This is a genomic window from Seonamhaeicola sp. ABD4_175, from assembly GCF_056160885.1.
The window spans coordinates 115,607-134,420 of record NZ_JBSWYC010000003.1 but is presented as its reverse complement, the minus strand read 5'-3'; the positions used below and the strand labels follow the sequence as shown (position 1 = coordinate 134,420).

Here is an 18,814-nt window from a genome sequence, read left to right as displayed (position 1 = left end):
TTAAACACATTTCTTCAACTTTTAAACCTTTTAATGTATTTGTTTTATTGATTGGTAAACAATATTTAATTACACTTTATAAAATATTGTTATATTTTATTTAAACATTCTAATTAGGCCAACATCATCAAAAAACACCTCACTTTGGCTTTCACCAGTATTTTGTAAACTTAAGTGCAATGACTTTATTGATTCTTTAGCGTAAAAATCAAATTTTACAAATTCCCATCCTTTAGTATTTTTTATTTCTATATTTTTATTAAAATCACCAAATTGAACCGTAATTAAACCAATTCCTTCTTTTTTCGTTTTTATCCAAGCTGAAACTGTATAATGATTATTTGCTTTTAAACCTGAAATTCTTTGACTGATTTCTGCTGAATTTCCTTTTAACATTACTGCATGTGATTGCATTCTTGTTTCTGCAGTTTCCACACCCCAGGAGTCTTGATTGATTAGTTTTATTAATTTGGGGTTTAATAGTTTCCAGCTTTTAAAACCATCTTCAAACCCATTGTTCTGTACTAAATTCATGAAATCTGTTTTAAATTCATAGAATTCTAAATGTGGTTCAGTATTAAAATCATGTCCTGCTTTCCACGGTGTGCGTCCAAATTCATAGGCTCCATAATCTGCACTTTCTCCTGTAAAAACTTGAGTTACTCCCTTTAAAGTATGAGCTCTATCTATTGCTTCAGAATTACTTTTTAATGTAAAACGGTACGCTTCTGGATTTTCAAAACTTGGTGAATCAGTATTCCCTAAATTAGGCCCCACAGTAGCAGAATTGGTTACACGCCATCCTTCGGGAAAGATGTTATTAATGATATGACCTCCATACATATCTCGTTCAAAATTCCGCCCCCAATACCCTAAACCTGGCCCTCCGTAGGCTGTGTTGTTGTATACCAAATTAAAGTTGCTAGGTGTATTTAACCGAATGGCATCGTACGCACCAATATCGAGAAAAGATGCAGGAGGAGTAGACAGAACATATTGCCATCCGCAATTCCAAACTACATTGTGATGTATGGTATAATTACTCGTACTATTATCTAAATAAATACCAATTCCATATATATTATAAACTTTATTATAAGAAATCACTGTACCACCTCCATCGTTATTAGCTATGTAAAACCCTCCGATATCATGACGAATTAAACCTGCGTCTTTAACTTCATTGTACTGAAACCGCATATTACGTCCACCAGGTCCAATACACCCACCTCCTGAACGCGCCACTGTGTTGTGACTTACTAAATGACCATCTCCTTTTGTATTTAATATTTCTCCCCAGCTTCCTGTATAATTACCATCATGAATATAATTATTAATTATACGATTGCCCGTACCTAACACATTTACAATTCCTTTCTTACAGTAAGCAAATTCACTGTTACTCAATTCATTATTATAACCATTTATAAAAACGCCTGGTTCAACATACTGGCCTTTAATATTTTTAAGTCTACAATTTTTTGTTTCAGAATTAGAAATAATGCCCGCACCTAAAATAGAAACCCCAAAAATATCAACATTTGATACCCCCGAAATATCAATAGCGTAATCTCTAGATTTTACTGCTATTTTTTGTGATTTGATTGGAAACTTATTATCTGCATATACGTACAGAATATTTAATTCATCATTGTAATACCATTCTCCATTAGTATCCATTAAATTATAATGTCCTTTGATGTAATACCTGTTACCATCTCTGGGTCCATAATTCTGCATCCATTTATCAACTCCTCCGTAATAATTTTTTCGTCTAGTGGGCTCTAAAAAGGTAACAGTTTTAGTTTTTGAATTGTAGCTAGAAATTTTCATGGTTTGTAGTGCCCACTCCTTACCAAAATAACCGTATAAGGTAGCACCAGTTAAATTGATGTTATCTGGTAAATCTTCTGCCCGCATGGTTCTAAACGTTCCTCCTTCTACCTTACCATAATTTGGTTTGAGCAAATCTCCAGAGCTATTTGGCCAACTTGCCTCTTCAAGTAATGTTTCTTGAACAAAAACCATCATATTCGCTGATTTTGCATTAAATGGCATTTTGTAAATAAATTCGCTATTGTTTTCCCATTTACCCTTAAGTAAGTCTGTACCAGAAATAACAACGTGCTCATTCTTATAATTTGAAAAAGTAATTCTTTCTGAAACCGTTCCTGAATGCATTGGTTTTAATGTTTCTCGATATATACCTTCTCTAACAAAACAAGCTCCTCCCTGCATCAAACTACTTGATGCTTTTGCCAAGGTTAAAAGTGGGCCATCAGTACCTTCTGCATTTGGTTTAGGCAATGTACCTGACCACGCATCATTTCCATCTTTTGAAACATAAATAACCTGTTTTCGTGTTTGCAATTTTTTACATTGTATACATACCAACATTAATACCACGCACAAGGTAAAACTTACAAAGCAAGCTAAATATTTTGACTTTTTAAATAGCATTTTTAAACAAAAAAAATTCTCAATAATGAAAAACCATGCATACCTTTTGTTAATCAAGGTTTGCATGGCATTTTAAATTAATTATCAATTTATACTAATATTATTTTACCCCACTAATTTTAAAGGTCCACGCAAAATTACAAGGAGCTTCAGATGGTGTTAAAGCAGGTACTTGTATTACTATATCTTTTCCTTTTTGCTTCCATTTTAATTTTTTATTATGACCTAGAAGTTCCACTTTAGCGTTAGGTTTCAACGTAACATCTTTCACAACCAAATCATTCTTAGGGTATATTGGGCATATACTGTAAAGTGCATCATCTTTTTTAGTAAAAAATATTTCTTTGGTAGCATACCCTTTGTCTGGGGCTACGGTAAGTTTCATAACATCGTACTTTACTTTATATCTTCCACGGTCGGCATCTCTAATTTTACCTTTAGTCCATTGGCAAGTATTCTTCCATAAAGTAGTACCATAAATTGCTTCTCCGTTAACTTTTAGCCAATCTCCCATTTCAATTAGACGTTCTTGCATAATTACAGGAATTCTACCATCTGCTGTTGGTCCAATATCTAATAAAAAATTGCCACCTCTACTCACAATATCAACTAACATATACACCAATTGTTGAGTAGAATTATAATCTTTTAAATTTTCGGTTTTACTAAACCCAAAAGAATGAGCCATTCCTCTATTTTCTTCCCAAGGAACATCGGCGTTTGGCATTCCTGAACCATACTCTGTGGTATAATATCCTCCATGGTGATGACGGGTATTTTCACCCCAACGATCATTAATTACTACGTCATCTTTACTTGGCGAATCATTGTACAACCAAGACAACAACTCTGTAGACCTCCATGTTGTATGTGGATGATCCCATTCTCCATCTGTAAAAATTAACGAAGGTGAGTAATTGGTTACTAAATCTTTAAACTGAGGTATCATATGTTTATCAACATAAAGATCTACATCATTTGTATACAATGGGTTATACCACTCATATAAAGAATAATAAAGTCCCATTTTAAGTCCTGCTTCTCTAACCGATTTTGTTAACTCGCCTACAAGATCTTTTCCCGGTCCAGAATTGGTAGAACTCCATGGGCGTCCCCAAGATTTATCAGATTCTTTACTTGGCCAAAGTGTATACCCATCGTGATGTTTAGATGTAAGTACTACATATTTTGCACCAGAATTTTTAAATACATCTGCCCATTGATTAGCATCGAACAAATCGGCAGTAAACAATGGCACAAAATCTGGATAAGTAAAGTTTTCTCCATACACACGATTATGGAACTCGTTGGTTTCATTATAACCGTTTTTTACTCTACTAGAATTAACTAAGTTTTCCCAATACCACTCAGAATAGGATCCTACTTTTGAAAATGCTGGCACAGAATATGGCCCCCAATGTATGAAAATACCAAACTTAGCATCTGTATACCATGTTGGTACTGGTCTACTATCTATAGACTCCCAATTAGCTTCATACTTTTTTTGAGCTATACCTTTAAAAGATGCTATTGCTATTAAAGCAATTCCAATTTTTTTTATCATTTTTTTATTATTATTTTTTTGAGAAATTATTTTTATTTTGATGTAGACATCTTTATTTGCTTACTAATTAAGGCTGTCTCTGTTATGTTTATTTTTTTATTTAGCTTAATATCTTCAGAAGAACTTCCAATCATTATATTAAACTCTCCACTTTCCAATACAAAATCCATATTTTGGTTATATAACGCAAAATCTTCAGGTGTTAAGGTAAACGACACCGTTTTAGTTTCGCCAGGATTTAAAGAAACACGTTCAAAGCCTCTTAATTGCTTTTCATAAACTGTTACAGATGAATACAAATCTGAAAAATATAACTGTACCACTTCATCTCCTTTTCTTTTTCCTGTATTCTTAATGTCTGTAGTTACCACTACCTTTCCTTTACCTGAGGTTATATCTGATTTAACAGTTATATTACTATAATTAAATGTAGTATAACTTAAACCATAACCAAAAGGATATAAAAAGCCCCCAACACGTGTTTTACCAGAACCATTAGGCCCGTGAGATGGTTGGTTTGCTTGAGCACCTGGTTTAGATGGGAAGTTCATAGGTATTTGACCTACTGTTTTTGGAAACGATATAGGTAACTTCCCTCCTGGGTTGTAATTACCCAACAACACATCTGCAATAGCCGATCCTCCGTATTGGCCTTGAAACCATCCTTCAACCACAGCAGGTACATATTTATTTATCCAGTTTATAGATAACGGTCTTCCATTAATCAAAACTACTACAACTGGTGTTCCTGTATTGTAAATAGCTTCAACCAATTGCTGTTGATTACCAGGTAGATTTAACGAGGTTCTTGACCTAGACTCACCAACTGTTTCTTCGTCATCACCAACTACAACAATAGCTAAACCTACTTCTTTTGCCATTTGTACTGCTTTGTCAATCTCCTTTTGATCTGATTCACTTGGTGGCAAATTCATTAATTCACTATCTGGCCAGTTTTCATCAAAAAAACCACAACCTTTAGTGTATTTAATATCAATATTTTTGGGAAACTTATTTTTGATACCTTCATAAACAGACACGACATCAATATTAGAAGGGCCATAGCGACTTACAGAATGGTCTACCGCTTTTGCATTAGGTCCTGCTACTAAAATAGATTTATACTTATTTAAATCTAAAGGCAACATGTTGTCATTATTTTTTAAGAGTACTATTGATTCTAAAGAAGCTTGATATGACACTTTTTGGTGTAAATTATTAGCCACGGTTTTATCGGCTACCTCTAAATCATTTCCGTAAGGAGAATCAAAAAGACCTTGCCAAAACTTAACCCTTAAAATATCTCTAACACGATTATTAACAACCTCTATACTTAAAGTTCCTTCATTAACTAACTCTCTAATAGGTAAAATATAATCTTCTGGCATTGTAAAGTCTGTTCTTATATTAAGCCCTGCATTTATGGCTTTTAATACTGCTTCTTTCCTATTTTTTGCTACGTTATGTTTATCTGCTATAAACTCAACCGCACGACTATCAGATACTATATACCCTTTAAAACCCCATGTTTTACGTAAAATCTCATTTAAAAAGTAGTTAGAGGCAGTTACGGGTACTCCATTATAATCGTTATATGAACTCATAATGCCTAATGCACCTGCATCTTTTACAGCGCGTTTAAACGGATGAAGGTATAGCGAAAACAATTCTCTTTCTGTAACATGTGGGTCTGTACGCGCATCACCATCTCTTCCTCCTTTAGGTGTACTATATATAGCAAAATGTTTAGGTGTTGAAACTACTTTTTCTTCTTGAATAGATTTTACCATGTTGTAACCTAGCTCTCCTACTAGAAAGGGATCTTCTCCGTAACACTCTACTGTTCTACCCCAACGCGGATCGCGAGCAATATCTAAAATTGGAGAGTATACATTAGTATAACCTAACAACCGCGCTTCTTTTCCTGTTATATGGCCAATTTGACTTACTAAGTTTTTGTTCCAGGTTGAGCCTATTCCAATTTGAGATGGGAAGCTAGTTGACTTTTCATGGCACAAGCCCCTAATTCCTTCGTTAGTAAAATCTACAGGAATACCTAGTCTTGTTTTCTCAATGAAGAATCTTTGAATTTCGTTTAACGCTTTTACATGATTTGATGGTGGCCAAGATTTATTTGTTACTGCTGTTGGATGATATGCTAAGTTATTGAGTTGTTCATCAATATTGCCAATACCGTCTTTCCATATTTTATTTTTCCATTCTGGAGTAGGTAATTCATCTTTTAAAACTCTACCGAAACCATAAAGGGTAGCCATTTGACAGCTTTTTTCTTCTAATGTCATTAAAGACAACAGGTTTTCTACACGTTTCTCTATTGCTATAGCACTATCTTCATAAAGATCTTTAACTCCATTTTTATTAAAATCTATCCATCCCTTATGATAAATTGTATTAGGATTTACTTTTGTAATTTCCTTTTTTAATAGTCCTGTCATTGCTAAAAAAACAGGAAACAAACAAATAAGTAACCAACAGAAAAACTTATAACTCTTCATTTAAAAAATTGTATTTCTTAATATTTTACACATAATATTTGCAAATAATACTTTTATTACTTTCTTGAATAGCATAATGTAATTAAAGCATCTTCTACAAAAAATCAATAGATAATATTGATATTATTGTAAATACAAATAACACGAAAAAAGCATATAATTAAGTAGACACATATTTTTAAATGGTATAAAATTTGTTCAAAGTTTATATCATTTAAAAAAACTATTAATAGTTAATTCAATTTTAAAACAAACTTTTATTTAACAGAAATTCATTGATTTTCAATACTTAACAACTATAAGTCTAGTAACAAAACTTAATTACAAACACCATAATTTAGATTTTATTACAATAAACTAGTTAGTTTAGTAGTACCCGTTGTTTTAATTCACAAATAATAGATTAAATTTAATTTGTATTTTTGTTTAGTTATCATGCTGTTTTATTGCTAATTCTTTCTGGATAACTTCTTTTTAAATAATCTCTTAAAAATGTCCAACTACAACTACCATTACCTTTATTTTTTTATTTTAATTTTTGCGCAAGCCTTAAACGCCCAATATATTGCTGACCAATCTGAATTTAATTTTAATAGTATTACAACTGCTGATGGGTTATCTCAAAATACAGTAAATACAATTTTAGAAGATAAATCTGGTTTTATTTGGTTTGGAACAGATGATGGTTTAAATAGGTATAATAGTTATGATATTAATATTATTAATACATCTGGTAAAACTTCAAACATTTTAAGTGGAAATAAAATTTTATCGCTTTATGAAGATGCTCAAAATATTATATGGATTGGTACTGACAACGGACTTAAGTCTTTTAACTCAATAACCGAAAAATTAACAGCCCATAATTTATTTCAAAACTTTAGTGCTCCTATAAGAGTTAATAGTATAGCCTTTGAGAGTGATTCTAATATTTGGCTAGGAACTTCAGAGGGGCTTATTTTATATAATAAAAACGAAGGTATAACACAACATTACCGATATAACTCAAGCAAAACAAACACAATATCAGACTCTGATGTACTTTCATTAGTTACTTTTAATGGTAATTTATGGATAGGAACCAAAAACGGATTAAATTTTTTTAATTCACAAACTAAAAAATTTACAAATTATTTTCACAAAAAAAACTCAATAAATTGTGTAGCAGGAAATACAATTAAGGCATTGTCTGTAGATAATAATGGTAATTTATGGATAGGTACGCTGCAAGGCGGGGTTTCATTCTTAAATGTTAATAGTAATAAATTTATATCATACAATACCCAAAATAGCCCACTTAGGCATAATGAAATTTTTGATATTTCACTGTCATCTAATAACGAAATTTGGATTGCTACTAACGGTGGTGGTTTAACTAAAATAAACCCAGAATCAAAAACTTTTACCAACTACCTTTATAACTCTAATCATTTACACAGTATAGCTTCAAACGCCGTATACTCTATTCTTGAAGATACAAATGGTATTTTATGGGTTGGTACTTATGCAGAAGGTGTTAGCTACAATACCTCAAAAAGAAGTTTATTTAAAATAGTTAAGCACCAAACGCATGACGCGAATAGTATTATAGAAAATAGGGTAAGAAGTATATATTTAGATAAAAGCCAACAATTATGGTTTGGTACCTTAGGCGGCATAAGCGTATATAATCCCCAAAAAAAATTATATACTTCTTATTACCACAACGCAAAAAAACCAAACTCACTAAGTTTTAACACAGTAACATCTATACTACAAGATTACAAAGGCCGTATGTGGTTTGGAACATACTCTGGTGGTTTAAACCGTTTATCTAAAAACAATTCTAATTTTATTCATTATACCTATAGTACTAGCAGACAAAATAGTATAAGCGATGATAAGATTTACTGTTTAATTGAAGATAATGCTAATAACTTATGGATTGGAACTCAACGTGGCTTAAACCTTTACAATGAAGAAGAAGATAATTTTACTACTTATGGAAATATTGAAGTTAGAGATATTAAACTAGATCATAAAGGTAATTTAGTTATTGCAACCATGGGGGGAATTGTAATTTTTAACCCCAAAACAGAAATATTTGAGGATTATTATACCGATGAACTCATATCTACACCTATAAGTGAAACTTATATAGATAATACTGAAAATTTAATTTGGTTTTGCTCACAAGGAAAAGGCATGGGATATTTAGATTTAAAAACAAAAACATTTTCTTTTTTCACTAAAAAAGATGGCCTTTCTAGTAATTTTGTTGCTAGCTTTCAACCTTATGAAGATGTGCTATGGGTAAGCACATTTAACGGGCTTAATAAATTCAATACTAACACTAAATCTTTTGATAATTTTACGCATGAAAACAAATTATCTTCAAAACATTTCCACCCAAGAGCTTCTGCAGTTTTGCCTGATGGAACTTTTGGATTTGGAGCTTCAGATGGCTTAATTGTATTTAATCCTAAACACTTAGACACCCCAAAAAACTACGCACCAATTATCTTTTCTTCCTTAAAAATAAATAACAAAATAGTAGATATTTCAAGTAAAAACTCTCCTCTAAAAAAAAGCATTAATAAAACAAAATTATTGAACTTAAAATCTCATGAAAAAGATTTTACTATAGAATTTGCAGCATTAGATTTTTTTAACAATGGAAACAATAAATACGCCTACACTCTAGAAGGCTATATGGATAAATGGGTTGATATTGGTAATTCTAGATCTGTAAGCTTTACCAACCTTAATCACGGCAACTATGTTTTTAAAGTAAAAAACACTAATAATAGTAGTATTAATGAGGTAAAATCACTAAAAATTAGTATTGCCCCACCTTTTTATTCTACTTGGTGGTTTAAACTACTCATTCTAATTTTAATTGCAATTATTCTTTATTATTATAATAAATATACAATAATAAGCACTAAGCAAAAAAACGAAAACGAATTACAGCGTATAAAGCTTAAAAATGAAGAAGATTTCAACCAAATGAGGTTTAGGTTTTTCACATACGTATCACACGAATTACGCACACCTTTAACCCTTATTTCTGATCCTGTAATGCAATTAATGAAGAATTATAATGACAAAAACCATTATGATTATAAATTATTAAGTTTAATAAATAAAAACTCAAACAGGCTTCTTAGGTTGGTTGATCAAATACTAGATATTAGTAAAATAGAAGGAGACACATTAAGCTTACAAGTAGCTAAACAAAACATAGTAAAATGTATTGATGATACAACAGCTGCTTTTCATGAATTTGCTTTAAAAAATAATATAAAATTTAAATTTTTTAAGGAAAATGATGTTATGAAAGGATGGGTAGATGAAGATAAATTAGAAAAAATAATATATAACCTACTATCTAACGCTTTTAAATTCACCTTACAAGAGGGTACTATAAGTATTTCATTACATTATTTTGATGAAGCAAAAGATAAAGTAATTATAAGTATTGAAGACAGTGGTATTGGTATTCCAGAAGATAAATTATCTAAAATTTTTGAAGGCTTTTATCAAGTTAGATCAGCTAAATCTCTAAACCCAAATGGGGCTGGTATTGGTCTTGACTATGTTAACAGATTAACAAAACTACATAAAGGCACTATTACTGTTGAAAGTGAAATAAACAAAGGCTCTAAATTCACCATAACAATTCCTATTAAAAAAAGAGCATATGATGCTAAAAACATTAGAAATTATGTTGCTAAGCGCCCTACTTTAAAGCCAATAGTTTTAAATAAAAATGAAAATAATGAAATTCCTAAAAACTTAAAAAAGCATCATAAAAACACACCAACTATACTTGTGGTTGAAGATGATTTTGATATTAGATCATATATTGTAGAATCTTTATCACATAAATTTCAAGTTGTAGATGCTCCAAATGGAAAAGAAGGACTAGTTAAAGCTAAAGAAGTAATACCTAACTTAATATTAAGTGATACTTTAATGCCTGTAATGGATGGGTTAGAATTTTGTAAAGAAGTAAAAAAAGACGACACCATAAACCACATTCCGTTCATGTTTTTAAGTGCTTGGTCTTCAGACGAATTTAAATTAAATGGCTTAAGTATTGGTGCTATAGATTACATAAAAAAGCCTTTTAACTATGAAATTCTAGAGTCTAGAATTTCAAATATTATTGAAACTAACAAAAAAATATCTGAAAATTCAAAGACAAAAGTTAACTTTATTCCTGAAAATAAAAGTTTAGATTCTATAGACGATTCTTTTGTTAGAAAAGCTTACGATGTTTTAGATAAAAATTTTAGCAACCCAGAGTTTACTGCTGCTGCTTTTAAAGACGAAATGAATATGAGCCATTCTGGTCTTTACCGAAAATTAACACAACTTACAGGAAAATCATCTAATGAATTTATAAGAGATTATAGGCTAAAACGTGCTACTCAAATAATTAAACAAAATTCTGGTTTATTAATTTCTGAAATCTGTATTATGACAGGATTTAATGATCCAAAATATTTTAGTAAATGTTTTAAACAAGCTTACAAAATTTCACCAACAGAGTTTGCTAAAAAGTATAAAAATAGCTCTAATACTGAAGTAGATGAAGATGATAAAAACATTTAGACAATAAATATTTCTACCTATTTCAATTCTTTGTTTATTATGAATAGGTAAAACAAATTACTACTAAAACCCACAATATAAACACCATTTACTTTAAAAATAAATGATTAGCATAAAATAATTTATTATCATACTATTTAATAATGAACAATAAAAAGGCTGCCTTAAAAATAAAAGACAGCCTTTTGCACATAAAACTAAAACAACGTAAAACTAACGTTTAATTTCCTGGAAATCCTTCCCATCTCCATTCATTAATTCCGTCTCTAATTCTATTACGAAATGTTAACGTTTCTTCAACTTCAAAGTCTTTATCTCCAAAGCTATATTTATACTTTAAATTAAACACTCTTTTTACAGGGTCCCATGTACTTGTACCGTTGGGTTCTACTTGATAATCAGATGTATCTACTGGAAGAATTTCAACCGTGTTATTACTAGGGTTTACTCTTAATTGCATAGCGTAATCATCACCTCCTCTATTTGCAACTCCATCAACAGTAACTGTATTCATCATATCAGAACTTAATACTCTTATTGGTGTACTTGGTCCATCTTCAAAATCTCCATATACATACGCAGTATCTAATACTTTGCTTGCGGTAAAAAACTCTTTTAAACTCCCTACTTGGTAAAAATTACCTTCATAAGTATTCATAAGTTTTATTGGAAAAATAGCCTGTTCTTTACCTTCAAGAATAGAATCGGTTGTAGATGTTAATAACTTTAAAGGTATTGCATAGTTAAAATCCCTCATGTTAGTATCATTAGCTAACTTTAATGAATCAAATTTCACTGATAATAAACCTAAATACTCATCTTTTGGAATTGTTATTTTTGAATTATTTTCTAACTCATAATAATCACTTGGTAGTAAGGTGTATGATGTACCATCTAAAAGACTTTCATCAATTTCAAAGGTTACTTCTTCATTTTTAGTGTTCTCTCTTACGCCTCCTATAAATACACCAAGTTTAATTTCTAAACCTTCACCTGACACTGCAGATCGTTCTAGTTCTTGGTAAGGAAAATATACTGTTTTATAGCCAACTGTATTTTCTATATAATCATCATATGGATCACAAGAAAACATAAATGACGCTATTAGTAATATCAATAAACAATTTTTATATTTCATAATTTTATATTTTAAATGCTATTTATTATTCCCATCCTGCGTTTTGTGTTAACGCCTCAGATTTTAAAATTTCATTTCTTGGAATTGGATTATAATACATACGATTTGTAAAGTTTCTAGGCTCAACCTCTTTACTTTCATAAGTAAACATATCATCTCCAACTTTATTTACTGTTACTCCGTTTACTGATGCATTTAATTCTTCCATAGGAAGTTTCCAACGCCTTACATCGTAAAAATATTCTCCTTCAAAAGCAAATTCTAGGCGGCGTTCGTTTCTAATTAACTCTCTAAATGTATTTAGAAAATCATCAGCTTCATCAATGTATAAATCGTTAGTTATGCCTGTTCCAGGCCTGTTTCTTACTTTAGATAAAGCATCTTTAGCAGAAAACATCATTGTACCAGATTTGCCATTAATACCGTAAGCTTCTGTTGCAGCTTCAGCAAAATCTAAATATAAACCAGCTCTAGTAAATATACTGTATACTTTGTAGTCTGAATTAGATTCTGAAGTTTGATCACTATCTAAATTAACATTTTCACTTAAGTATTTCTTCATGTAATAACCAGTTCTTGTAGCTCTCTTTCTTACACCTCCGTTAGCATCTTGACCTCCAGAAAACATTTCTAGATAGGCATTTCTGTAACTATTTAAACCGTTATAAAAAATGAAACGTTCAAATCGGCCATCTCTATTTTGGTATGGGTTAATACCGTTATAAATTGAGTTTGGATGATTAATAGGGTAACCGTTACTATCTGGAAAAGCATCAACCAAGTTTTGACTTGGATTAGCTGTACCTTTACCAAACATTGATGGCGGATAATACTCATTTTCTAAATTTCCGTTTTGGCTAAAACTTCTTCTCCATAGGTGGTCTCTATTTTCGGTATTATTAAAATTACCATATGCTTGTAAATCTGTTAAAACACCTTGATCTATTTCAACTATTGCATTATACGCTACTTCTGCAGCCTCTTCCCAAGAGATCTGATTAAACGCAGGACTTGCTGCAAAAAGAGCTATTCTAGCTTTAAGTGCTAAAATGGCCTCACGTGAAATTCTACTAGTTTCTCTAACACCATCTAAATCGCCGTTACCAGAATACCTCATAACATTTATGTAGGTATAAGCGCTATCTAAATCTTTTTGAATACTTTCATAACAATCTAAATAACTACTTCTAGGCACATTATTAACTTCATTTTCTGTTAATAAACTATCAACAATTGGAAAGCCTAACATGGTACCGTCTTCAGATGATGGTCCTGCAAAGTTTTTTAATAACAGCCATTTATAATAAGCTCTTAACCCAAAGGCTTCACCTCTTAAACGTTGTTTTAAACCGTTACTGTATTCTTCACTAAAAGTATCATATATAACATTAAAACCAGATTTAAAATATTCGTTTATTTTAAAAATTTGGTTCATGGCTCTTCCCCATTCTCCAGCTACTGGAGATGATTCTGGGGTTGGCCCAGAAACAGCTGCTCTTTCAGCCCCTGTTACATTAACAGCATTATTTGTATAATACTCTAAAGACACCCATGGTGAGCTTCTAACACCAGAATATGCTGGGTTTAAAAAAGAAGAAACACGCCTAACATCACTAAAAATCTCGTCTTCCAACAAATCACTTGTTGGTATTATTTGATCAAATTCATCAGAACATGAACTTCCTATAATCGATATTATTACTAAAAAAAGTATTTTATATTTTTTCATCTTCTATTTTTTATTAAAATGATACTTCTAAACCTAATTCAAACGCCTTTAAAATTGGGTGTTGTGTATATCCTCTGCTTCTACTAGGCATATACCTATCATTATTTGAAGAAATAACAAAAAGATTTTTACCAGAAGCTGAAAATCTGAATGTTTCTACTCCTATTCCTTTTAAAAATGACTGTGGTAAAGAATACGACAACATAATACTTCTTACATTAAAATATCCTGCATCTTTTATCCAAAATGATGAATTTCTATAGTTATTAGTATTATCAAGCGTTGTAAGCCTAGGCAAGCTATTGCTTACAGGCCAGCTATTTGCTAAAGAATTTGTGTAGTTACTAGTTCCTGGATTCCAGTTTAAAGACTCTATGTAGCTACCTCCTAAAACACCATCTCCGTGTATACTAAAGCTCCAGTTTTTATAGCTCATAAAGTAATTAACACCATAAAAAATTCGTGATGCATTACCAATTTCATGATAATCTTTTTCGTCTATTACACCATCATTATTATAGTCTCTATAACGTATATCTCCAGGTTTAACCTCGCCAAATAATTGAGGTGCTGCATTGGCTATTTCTGTTTCATTTTGAAAAATTCCAATAGCATCTAATCCAATAATACGGCCTCCATTATTTCCCATACTGTTACGTTGTGCTTCTGCTTCAGGGTATAGCACCGTATTAGATTTTGTATTATAACTTAAACTGTATGTTGCATTTAACCCTAATTTATATTTAAGGTCTCCAATGGTATTTTTATATGAAATATTTCCATCAACGCCTCTTATCCTTGTGTCTTCATAATTATCTAACTCCATATAACTTGATGGTAGTAAAGCATATAAATTTGTTGGTGCAACAATTTGGTCATAATTACGTATATTAAAATAGTTTATTTGACCGTTAACCTTTGAGTTAAACATTTGAAAATCTGCCCCTAAACTTAAATATTCTTGCTTAGGAGAAACTAAACTTGAAGCCGTAAATATTCTGTTTACACCTCCTGCTCCAATACTTTCATTACGAATACCAAAAGTACCAGCTCCAGAGCCTCCGTATAAATTTTCAGAAAAAAAGAATTGACTAACTGGTCTAAACTGCACTCCAAAGTTTCCCCTTAACTTTAAAAAATTAATCCAATTAGCTTTGTTTAAAAAATTCTCTTTATGAACTAACCAAGCTACACCTGCGTCATAATTTATTTTATCTCTTTCATCTTGTGATAATTGACGAATAGGAGAGTTTAGTAACTTACCTTCAAATACATATTTGTTTTTAAAGAAATAGTTTACTGTTAAACCTAAATTTCTAAATATTGTATTTTGATCTAAGTTACTTCCTGTAATTTTTTGATTAGAATATACTAAATCTGCAATAACTTTATGGTTATCTGAGAAATCACGGTTATAATGTAAATTTGCATTTATAAACTGTGTTCTATCAACACGATCACCGGATTTAGACCATTTAGCACTTACGTTTCCTCTACTGTAATTTCTAAACGTTGTTGTATATGAACCATCATTATTTAAGGTATGAATTGGTTCTGCCATATTAACAGAGTAATTTCTTGTTTGAGAAATAACATTAAAAGTGTAAAGACCAACTAAACTATTAAACGAAAGTCCTTTAGTAATTTCACTTAAATCTAAATCTAAACCTATACGAGCAAAACCATCTCTTCTGGTATCTTCAAATTCAGCGGCATTATCTCCTAAACGAGCAAGCAAATTTGTACCAAACTCTGCAGTTCTACCATATATAGAATCATTTATTTTATAAGGCAAAGCATTAGCCGGATAATTATACATTGTATTAAAGGCCCCATCTGCACTTAAAGTTGGTTCATTGCGTTTACTAAAACTACCACCAATTCCAAGGTTAACACTACCAGTTTCACTAAATTTAATCTGTACATTATTGTTTAGTCTTAAGCGAGATAAAGTTCTACCTTGCCCAACACTTTCAATACCGTTAGTATTGTAATATCCTAAATGAGAATAATATTGAACATTTTCATTACCTCCTGAAAAATCTCCAGTTATGTGACTATAATTAGACACACCATTTACAAAATCTTCATAATAATTATTATTAGGATTTTTAACTGCATTTGTACCTGTTATATAGTCATTAATATCACTTTGTGAATAAATAGGTGAAAAACCATCATTAATTAATGCTTTATTATAGTTAACAGCATAATCTTGAGCGTTCATCATATTTGGTAAAAATGTTGGTGTACGAACTCCTGTTCTAGATCTAAATTTTACTGTTTTTTCACCAGGCAAACCTTTTTTAGTGTTTACTATTATTGCTCCTGTAGCACCAAGTGTACCATACATAAAGCTAGAGCCATAATCTTTAGCTATAATAACATCATCAACTTCATTAGGTGTTAACACAATTTCTCCTGTTGGTATACCATCAACATAAACTTGCTCTCCTCCTTGGTTACGAATATTGTTTCCAAAACCTTCTGAAACAGGAGCTCCGTTTCCGTATGAAGAAGAAACTCCTGAAAGTCTTCCTGCTAATGCTTCATGAACTGATGCTGTTGGAAAATCACTTAATTCATCGCCCGTGATACGTTCTACTGAACCTGTTATTCTCTCAAAAGGTAGACTACGTAGTGATATATTAATACTTTCACTTTCATCAATTTCTCCCCACCCTTTTAAAATAATAACGTTACTATCTAAACGCGCGTCATTCACTTTAATAACAGTTTTTTCATAGCCTAATAAAGATATTAATAAAATATCATCATTTTGAGTGCTAATTGTAAACTCTCCGTCATTATTGGTGGTTGTAGACTCTTTAGTTTTAGAGGCAACAACTAATACACCTGGTAACTTATTGCCTGACTTATTTGTAATGGTTGCTGTGATATTATTTAAAACCTTTATCTCCTGGGCATTAGTCCAAAAAGTCATTAAAAAGCACAAAGCAACTATTACTTTATATAATGTTTTTGTTTTTATCATTGTAAAATCATTAATTATTAACATATTACCAGCCTGGGTTCTGGGTTAATTTAGGTATTGCAAATGTTTGCAAATCGCTTTCTTTTATAGGATACCTATAGTTTCTTTCTTCAAAGGTTCTATTTTTATCTATAGGAAACCTTTCATAACGAACTCCTGTTGGCTGTGAAGCGTCATCTATAATTAAAACACCATGAAAAACACGACCATCTAGTTCTTCTTTAGCTGTTCTCCACCTTAGCATATCAAACCATGAATGATATTCAAAGCATAGCTCAATGGCAAATTCATTTCTTACCGTTTTTTGAAATGTTAAATAATCGGCAGCATATTCAGGTCTTACATTTACATGGCCAACTCTATTACGTATTACATTAAGCGCTTCAACCGCTGTTAATGATGCCCCTGGTGCAGTTGCATTTGGGTTTTCATAAGCTTCATTAACAGCCTCGGCATAATTTAAATACATTTCGGCCATTCTAATATAAGGGGCGTTTATATATTTTGTTGTTCTATAAGCCGTTCTATTATATTTTTCTGGCAACATTTTTCTAATTAAATACCCCGTTGCTGAATTGCCATAACCAGAACTATTAGGTGCAGTACGGTCTACGCCCAAAGGGTCTGTTCTTAAATCCATTACATCATTTTCGTTGTTTTTAGGCCAAGGCGCACCATGATAGAGTACATCTAAATAAAATCTTGGATCTCTATTGGCGTAAGGGTTTTGCGGATTATAGGTAGCACCTGCGTCTTCAATACGTAAACCATCAGCTGTTTCAAACTTATCAATTAATTCTTGAGGAGGACTATATCCTGCATCTCCCCCAACATATTTCCATAAATATGTATGTGAAAACACACCTGAAAAGGCATTTTCAGGTTCAAAATACCTAGGCCACAAGCCTTCAATGGTTCCAGGTTCTGTATGGAAAATATGGTTATACTCACCTTGATAAAGACCTACTTTATCAGAATTTTGAGATAATTGAATGACATCCCAAGCAGCAATGGCAGCACGCTCCCATAACTCTTTGTTTTTTTGATTATTTGGTGTGTAATTGGGGCTTGCAGCTGTTGTTAAAACCTTAGATTTTAAAGCCATAGCTGCCGCTTTACCCATTCGCCCCATGTTTTGGGGGTGGTTTAAATAACTTACCTCTGGCAATACTTGTATAGCTTCATCAATATCTGTTATAATATCTTCTGTTAACTCTAAAAATGTTGGTCTGGGTAAATTTAAGTCTGTTTCAGGTACTAATTTTTCTTTTATGTATGGTAATGCTCCCCAACGTTTAGATAGTTCATGATAAGAAAAGGCTCTAAATAATAAAGCTTCTCCTTTTACTTGGTTTCTTTCGTCATCAGTGAAAACAGATAAAGGCACTTCATCTATTCTATCTAATATACTATTGGCTACGTAAATGGCTTCCCAACCATCATACCACATATCATGAAAATCAGGGTTAGCAAAACCTTCATTAATTGCTCTAAGGTAATCTCCTGCTATTACAGCGTTAACAGCCGTTAAAGGCCTGTTATTTAAAACTTCTCCTGAAAATGCCATAACATTCCCGTAATTCTTACCTATACCTGCTGCTTGTCTTCCTGACCAATTATGGCGGGTTTCAAACATCCACTCCATGGTATCGTATAGCCTAAAAGCCATACTATTAATTTTATTTTTATCTTGCCACACCTCATCTTCTGTAGCAAAATTATCATCTGGGTCTTGTTTATCCAAATAGTCTTCACAACCTAGGTACAGTAAGGCTGATAGAAATAATACTATATATTTAGTTTTTATCATAAC

8 protein-coding genes are annotated in these 18,814 nt (G+C 31.6%); 1 reads left to right on the top strand and 7 read right to left on the bottom strand.

Going from position 1 to position 18,814, the window contains the following annotated elements:
* Nucleotides 1-96: 96 nt before the first annotated feature.
* The 3 genes from ACXAG4_RS10425 to ACXAG4_RS10415 form a co-directional block, all read right to left on the bottom strand.
* The gene (locus ACXAG4_RS10425) at nt 97-2,370 is read right to left on the bottom strand and encodes a right-handed parallel beta-helix repeat-containing protein (RefSeq protein ID WP_475296028.1); all 2,274 of its coding nucleotides are present in this window, start codon (nt 2,368-2,370) and stop codon (nt 97-99) included.
* Between the two features lie 190 nt (nt 2,371-2,560).
* Nucleotides 2,561-4,024, bottom strand: a complete 1,464-nt coding sequence (locus ACXAG4_RS10420) for an alpha-L-fucosidase (RefSeq protein ID WP_475296027.1) — start codon at nt 4,022-4,024, stop codon at nt 2,561-2,563.
* A gap of 32 nt (nt 4,025-4,056) precedes the next feature.
* Nucleotides 4,057-6,480, bottom strand: a complete 2,424-nt coding sequence (locus ACXAG4_RS10415) for a glycoside hydrolase family 3 N-terminal domain-containing protein (RefSeq protein WP_475296026.1) — start codon at nt 6,478-6,480, stop codon at nt 4,057-4,059.
* Nucleotides 6,481-7,032: 552 nt separating this feature from the next.
* Between ACXAG4_RS10415 and ACXAG4_RS10410 the strand changes: the two genes are divergently transcribed.
* Nucleotides 7,033-11,139, top strand: a complete 4,107-nt coding sequence (locus ACXAG4_RS10410) for a two-component regulator propeller domain-containing protein (protein ID WP_475296025.1) — start codon at nt 7,033-7,035, stop codon at nt 11,137-11,139.
* Nucleotides 11,140-11,359: 220 nt separating this feature from the next.
* Here ACXAG4_RS10410 and ACXAG4_RS10405 read toward each other — a convergent pair whose 3' ends face one another.
* Genes ACXAG4_RS10405 through ACXAG4_RS10390 form a run of 4 tightly spaced genes read right to left on the bottom strand, consistent with a single transcriptional unit; the run spans nt 11,360 to nt 18,811 of the window.
* Nucleotides 11,360-12,277 carry a DUF1735 domain-containing protein gene (locus ACXAG4_RS10405; RefSeq protein ID WP_475296024.1) on the bottom strand — a complete coding sequence of 306 codons (918 nt, stop codon included), beginning with the start codon at nt 12,275-12,277 and terminating at the stop codon, nt 11,360-11,362.
* A 25-nt stretch (nt 12,278-12,302) separates the two neighbouring features.
* On the bottom strand, nt 12,303-14,006 hold the full coding sequence (locus ACXAG4_RS10400) for a RagB/SusD family nutrient uptake outer membrane protein (protein WP_475296023.1): 1,704 nt from the start codon (nt 14,004-14,006) through the stop codon (nt 12,303-12,305).
* A gap of 13 nt (nt 14,007-14,019) precedes the next feature.
* Nucleotides 14,020-17,001: a SusC/RagA family TonB-linked outer membrane protein gene (locus tag ACXAG4_RS10395; RefSeq protein WP_475296022.1), complete on the bottom strand. Its 2,982-nt coding sequence runs from the start codon at nt 16,999-17,001 to the stop codon at nt 14,020-14,022.
* Between the two features lie 25 nt (nt 17,002-17,026).
* Entirely contained in the window at nt 17,027-18,811 is a 1,785-nt protein-coding gene (locus tag ACXAG4_RS10390; protein WP_475296020.1) for a RagB/SusD family nutrient uptake outer membrane protein, read from the bottom strand.
* Nucleotides 18,812-18,814 lie beyond the last annotated feature (3 nt).